Genomic DNA, 5,405 nt, shown 5'->3' on the forward strand with positions numbered 1-5,405 from the left:
TCAAGCGGACTTCTACCATCTTTTGTTCCCAGTTCTCACCCGAAGGGTGGCATTCCAAACTCGGACAAGCCCAGGTAGCTGATGCGATTCTTGACCGGATTGTACATGACTCTTATAAAATAATAATCGATGGCCACATATCAATGCGTGAAAGGCATAGTTTAGTCGCTCCTCGTTGACCATATTAAAGAAGAGAGTCACTAGTGAAATTTACCCGGTGGCTCTCTTCTATGCATTCACTGGCTCCATTCTCCGCAATTGATGGCTCAAAACTTCGCACAAGTGGCTTTTTCGTTCCGCAATACTCAGGACGATGGTTAATAAAATTCATTCTCAATTTCTTGTTTAAAACTCTCAAATTTACTAACTAAATTTTCATTACCGGAAATAACCCCAAAATTTTGGACTTTCTCATATGATATTTGGTTTATATTAGTTAACACCTTCGTATTACCCTTTTTATCGAGATTATATTTCCCGAAATATGTGGATGTGGGGAGAAAAGTGATTGCCTCATTGTTCTTATATTCATAGTCTTTCGGTACATCTAAATGTTTTAAAAATAAGATATATTCTTCGTTTTCCTTCATAATATTGTACCCTGCTTCCACAACGTAAGTATCATAAAGAAAATAACTAGGTTCAAAAACATAAACTTCATTTCCAGATTTAACATTTCCAGAAGTTTGTTTTATTACTTGGTTAATGACAATTTTTGTTTTTAAAGATTGGTTAAACAAGATCCTATCATTTGTAACTTGTCCTTTAACGATAAGATCTGATTCCCCAATTAATTGATCAATATTTTCTATATTATTATTAAAATATTTTTTACTAAATTCGTCGTTATCATTTAATGAGACTATTGAATTTTCATACTCTTTGGATATATTGGTCGTATCATTTTCTACGAATGAGTTCTTTGTAACTAGACCGAAGATAATACTTCCAATAATTAAAGCAGTAGCCACCATATATAATGTCTTGATTAGCTTCTTCATCGAATTGTTATCCTTTCTCTAATTCCACTAATTTTCCACTATTCATTTTAAATATATCGTCAGTAAGTGTACTAATGTCTTCTTTATTATGACTAGCTATTAGAATAGTAACACCTTTTTTCTTTTCCTCTAAAAGAATAGACCGCACAAGATTAACTCCATCTTCATCTAATGCATTTGTCGGTTCGTCTAAAATAAGAAGTGTTGGTGATTCCATTATTGCTTGAGCTATAGCTAGCCTCTGTTTCATTCCAAGTGAATATTTTTGATATGTTCTAAGATCATTTTTTTGAAGCCCTACTTTTTCTAAAACATTTCGAATGTCATTATCATTTATTTTCCCTTTGATTTTCGCTAGCAATTTTAAATTTTCAAATCCTGTAAGATGATCCCAAAAACCTGGCGCCTCAATGATGACTCCTATATCTCTAGGAAAGGAAATATCTTTATGTAAAACTTCATTTTTTATTTTAATTGTTCCGTGAGTAGGTTTTATTAAACCACTGACTGCTCTGAAGAGCATAGTTTTTCCCGATCCATTACCACCAACAAAACCATAAACTCTACCTGCTGTTAAGGATAGATTTATATCTTTCAATATTTCTGTACCCTTAATTACTTTTGTTAAATTTTTTATTTCAATGAATTTCAATACCTTTTCCCTCCTAATAGATATCAATTTTTTTAATCCTTGCTATAGAGATCCAGATAATTACTAAGTAACATACTAGTAAATAACCTATAGAAAAGATCAAATCAAATCTCTGAATATAATTAATTGTTAAGATTGATTGAAAATCTTCAATCATTTTCAAATCATGCCAAGCTAGAAATATATGGGATACAGGCAACCATTTACAGAGCACTAAATATTGTGGGGTTAATTCTCCGATTATTCCTATTATCATAATGGAAAATATATGAAGCGACAAAATCACTGCATATGAATATGTAAGATTAAAAAATAATGAAGATATATTAATAACTAATAGCAGCAAGTAACTAACTGATACTTGAAGAAAAAAAACAACTCCAATAATCAATAGACCGTATGATGTCTTAATTAACATTCCATTTAAATACCCCATAAGAATGACCACTGAAAAATGTACTATAAAAAATAGAAAGTTATTTAGAAATAGTTGATTTACATTTTTCATTAACCATTTTGTCCTATTATTCGTTCTCGTAAAAATATATTTAGCGTTATTTCTAAACGAATTGTTAATAGATTGCCCTAAAATATAAACTAAGAAAAACTGTGGGAGCATCCAAATTAACACTGGTATCACATGTTTAATACTTGAAAATTCTAAACTGCTATACGTTAAAAATATTAGCATACCTATACTTGAAGTTTCTGAAGAAACGGCATTAGCATATCCTATGTAATACCAACTCGAAATTACACTTAATCCAATAGTAAAAAGTAAATTTTTAAAAACTTGATTGTGAGCGATTTTTCGTAAATACATTTTATTTACTCCAAAATATATCTTGACGTTTAATAATATAGTAATTGCACATTAATATTGAACACGAAATTAGGGCTGAAATAGGAAATCCAATTAGAAAATTGGGTATGGTTGAATCATAATCAAATACATTACTTAAATACATAAATTCCGGAAAAGTATATACCTTAACAAAAAATAAACCAGTTATTGAAAAAGGAAAAATCAAAAAAAGGTAGGTTACTATTATAGAGAGGAAATTGTTATTAAATAAATATACTAACGTAAGGTATATACTGCTTATTAGAATAAATCCAATATATTGAAGAAAAAAACCTAAAAACCAGTATATAAAAAAGCTAATACTAAAGTAAGCAATAACCCCTGTCCCTATAAGAGAAATGATAAAAAGGACATTAACTATCAAAACAAATAAAAATGTTATGAAACATAAGGTTATAGTTTTTTGCAACCACCATTTTTTTATAAATGTATACCTTATTAAAATTTTGTGTTGGTCAAACATACTTAATGCCTCATTTAATAAAAAGAAGAAGCACGGCACAATAATAAACAAGACTATTAATTTATTAAAGTTCATCTGAAAAAATTGAATTAGTATAAGATCATTATTAAAATCATTATTCTTAAGTGAAATGGCATTAATTGAAAATACTATCAATAACAAAAAGAATGTAAAAATTACTTTTTTTGACTTTAAATAAATGATTATGATTTCTTTTGAAGTACGATCCATTTATGTACCTTCCTTTAACTCTCAATAACCCATTCTTTTTTTATCCCTTTTTTATAAATAAAGTAAGCAGCAATAATCAACAATCCAATTATCCAAGCTACTAATTGAGCTATAGTCCCGACATGACTTGGGTTTAATTGATTAAACATCGTTAATTTGGCAAAATCGAGCATTGCGAGTCCAATATTGATTAAAATATAGAAAATAAAAGTAACCATTATGCCTACAATTTTATTTTTTGTTAAGAACATAAAATAGATGGAGTAGGTTACTAAACTTAACAACCCTGCAAAAATACTAATGATAAAAACTGATAAAGTATTGAATAAAAAAGGGGATTCTAATCGTAACTTATCAAAAACGTAAGACTCATTATAGTTTTGAATTCCAATATCATAGGGTGGCAAAGAAGCAATATTATCAAGTCCTGTCTGAGGAAATGTGATAAGACACAATAATTCATTAATAAATAATGTGAAAAAAAACACGAGAAAGGTGCTACTAAACACTACTAAAGACTTTGTGAAAATATATTTTCCTTTGCTCACTCTAGATATAATGTTTTTGTATACCCCGTTATTATAATCAACATAAAATGAATCAGAATAAACAAGTGAACAAATTATGGGAAGGACAAAAAACAATGTTGACCTTACCGAACTTGCATATACCCCTTGCATAAGAGTGCTTTCTGCAGCTGACCTTACAAACCGAATATCAGATCCATAAAACGCTAGGCATTCAATTAAAAATGCAGAAACTGCAACAATAAGCATAAAAATAAAAACAAAATGAAGTTCTTTTCTTTTTAAGGAATTTATTATCTCCATTTTTAATGTATTCATAGTTTCACATCCCTTAAAAAAATAAATTAATGTAGTATGGATATTCATTTAATAAGCTAATTTATTAATTTTATAAATATTGGAAAGCACAGTAAAACGTCATAAAATCCATATTACTATTGTAATATGGACTTTATATGACGTTTCAATAGATTAGAAATCAAATTCTTCAATTGAAACAATGATTATCTAAAATCTACACGACCAGCAACAAAGGCGTTGGTACTCCAATACTCTTCATTTTCCATGGCCATTCTTACATCGTTTCCTTTAGATTTACCACCTTGGTTAAAGTTGATTTTCGCATAACTTCCTTCTTTTTGATTGTACTTCGATGAAATGGAACCGCCGGAATCTTGAGCCCAAAAGTTACCTGTACTAGTTCCTTCATAATTCTCAACAATATTTTTAATGTAGTCGTCTGACGTTGCTTTCTCGTGGTAACCAGTGTAGTTATTTCCTGAAAATGAAGGAAGGCTATACCCAACATAACCTTGGTATGCTGCACTTGCTGCAGTTGGAACCACCATTGCTGCACATAAAACCCCTGCTACTAATTTTTTCTTCATAATAATTCCTCCCCTAGTGAATTAATGGAACAAATATTATGCTAATAAAACAGTTAATTTTTGTCAACGATGACAATAGACCTAAAGAAAAAGTAGTTTAATATCGTGCTTTACTTTTAAAAATGGAATTCTAAAAGGCTCATGAACGTTAAGAACGTTTGTATAATAAGAAATTCCATTCAAATGTAGATCTGATTTAAACAAGATGTCCAATCGAATAAATAGGTACATATACCCAAAGTAGAATGTGGTGATTTGAGTACTTTTTATTAGTTTACTATAATTAAAGTTATTATTTAATGACAAAAGTCCCATTCTTATACATTGTAAAATTTGCCAAATGATTACTATAACTCAACCTTAAGAACCTTTTGAACTTAATACAATCGTCCTAGAATTTCTACAATACTCCACTTCATCCATTTCCATTCATGTCCTTTCACGTAAATCAACAAAATTTCCACAAAGCCCGGTTCTTTATTTGCGATAATATTAAAACCCGTGCTTAATCATGCTTCATTAGTAGCACCACCTAGGAGATTATTAATTAACAGTTTTTTTACCTTATTTTGTATATGATGTAAAATTAAAATAGTTCACTTATTAATCTGAATCTCAAATTATCTCGAAACTGAGTCTTCAACAATCCTGCTGTCAATAACGGTTTAAAATTCCCTAATTTCAACGGAAACAAATTCCCTAATATTAGCGTATCTTAGCTGGCTGTATGCCAGCTTTTACTTTTTCTCTTAATCTGTAAGACCCACCTTTGATATTAA

At 29.6% G+C, this 5,405-nt stretch carries 6 protein-coding genes; 1 reads left to right on the plus strand and 5 read right to left on the minus strand.

The annotated features are described in order from the left end of the window. A partial coding sequence (locus ABVF21_RS22565) for an ATP-binding protein (protein WP_371019019.1) occupies positions 1 to 179 on the plus strand: 179 nt, incomplete at its 5' end. Positions 180 to 317: 138 nt separating this feature from the next. On the opposite strand, the gene ABVF21_RS22570 is transcribed toward ABVF21_RS22565, so the two are convergent. From ABVF21_RS22570 to ABVF21_RS22590, 5 genes are all read right to left on the minus strand, one after another. Continuing rightward, the gene (locus tag ABVF21_RS22570; protein WP_303534024.1) at positions 318 to 1,001 is read right to left on the minus strand and encodes a hypothetical protein; all 684 of its coding nucleotides are present in this window, start codon (positions 999 to 1,001) and stop codon (positions 318 to 320) included. Between the two features lie 7 nt (positions 1,002 to 1,008). Further along, complete coding sequence (locus tag ABVF21_RS22575) at positions 1,009 to 1,653, minus strand: ATP-binding cassette domain-containing protein (RefSeq protein WP_303534025.1); 645 nt, start codon at positions 1,651 to 1,653, stop codon at positions 1,009 to 1,011. A gap of 13 nt (positions 1,654 to 1,666) precedes the next feature. After that, a complete protein-coding gene (locus ABVF21_RS22580) occupies positions 1,667 to 2,476 on the minus strand; it encodes a hypothetical protein (protein ID WP_303534026.1) in 810 nt (269 codons plus the stop codon). Positions 2,477 to 3,226: 750 nt separating this feature from the next. Continuing rightward, the gene (locus ABVF21_RS22585) at positions 3,227 to 4,057 is read right to left on the minus strand and encodes a hypothetical protein (protein WP_303534028.1); all 831 of its coding nucleotides are present in this window, start codon (positions 4,055 to 4,057) and stop codon (positions 3,227 to 3,229) included. Positions 4,058 to 4,242: 185 nt separating this feature from the next. Then, positions 4,243 to 4,626, minus strand: a complete 384-nt coding sequence (locus ABVF21_RS22590; RefSeq protein WP_303534031.1) for a hypothetical protein — start codon at positions 4,624 to 4,626, stop codon at positions 4,243 to 4,245. Positions 4,627 to 5,405 lie beyond the last annotated feature (779 nt).

The organism is Pseudalkalibacillus sp. JSM 102089 (assembly GCF_041366475.1).
GTDB classification, from domain to species: Bacteria; Bacillota; Bacilli; order Bacillales; family Guptibacillaceae; genus Guptibacillus; species Guptibacillus hwajinpoensis_B.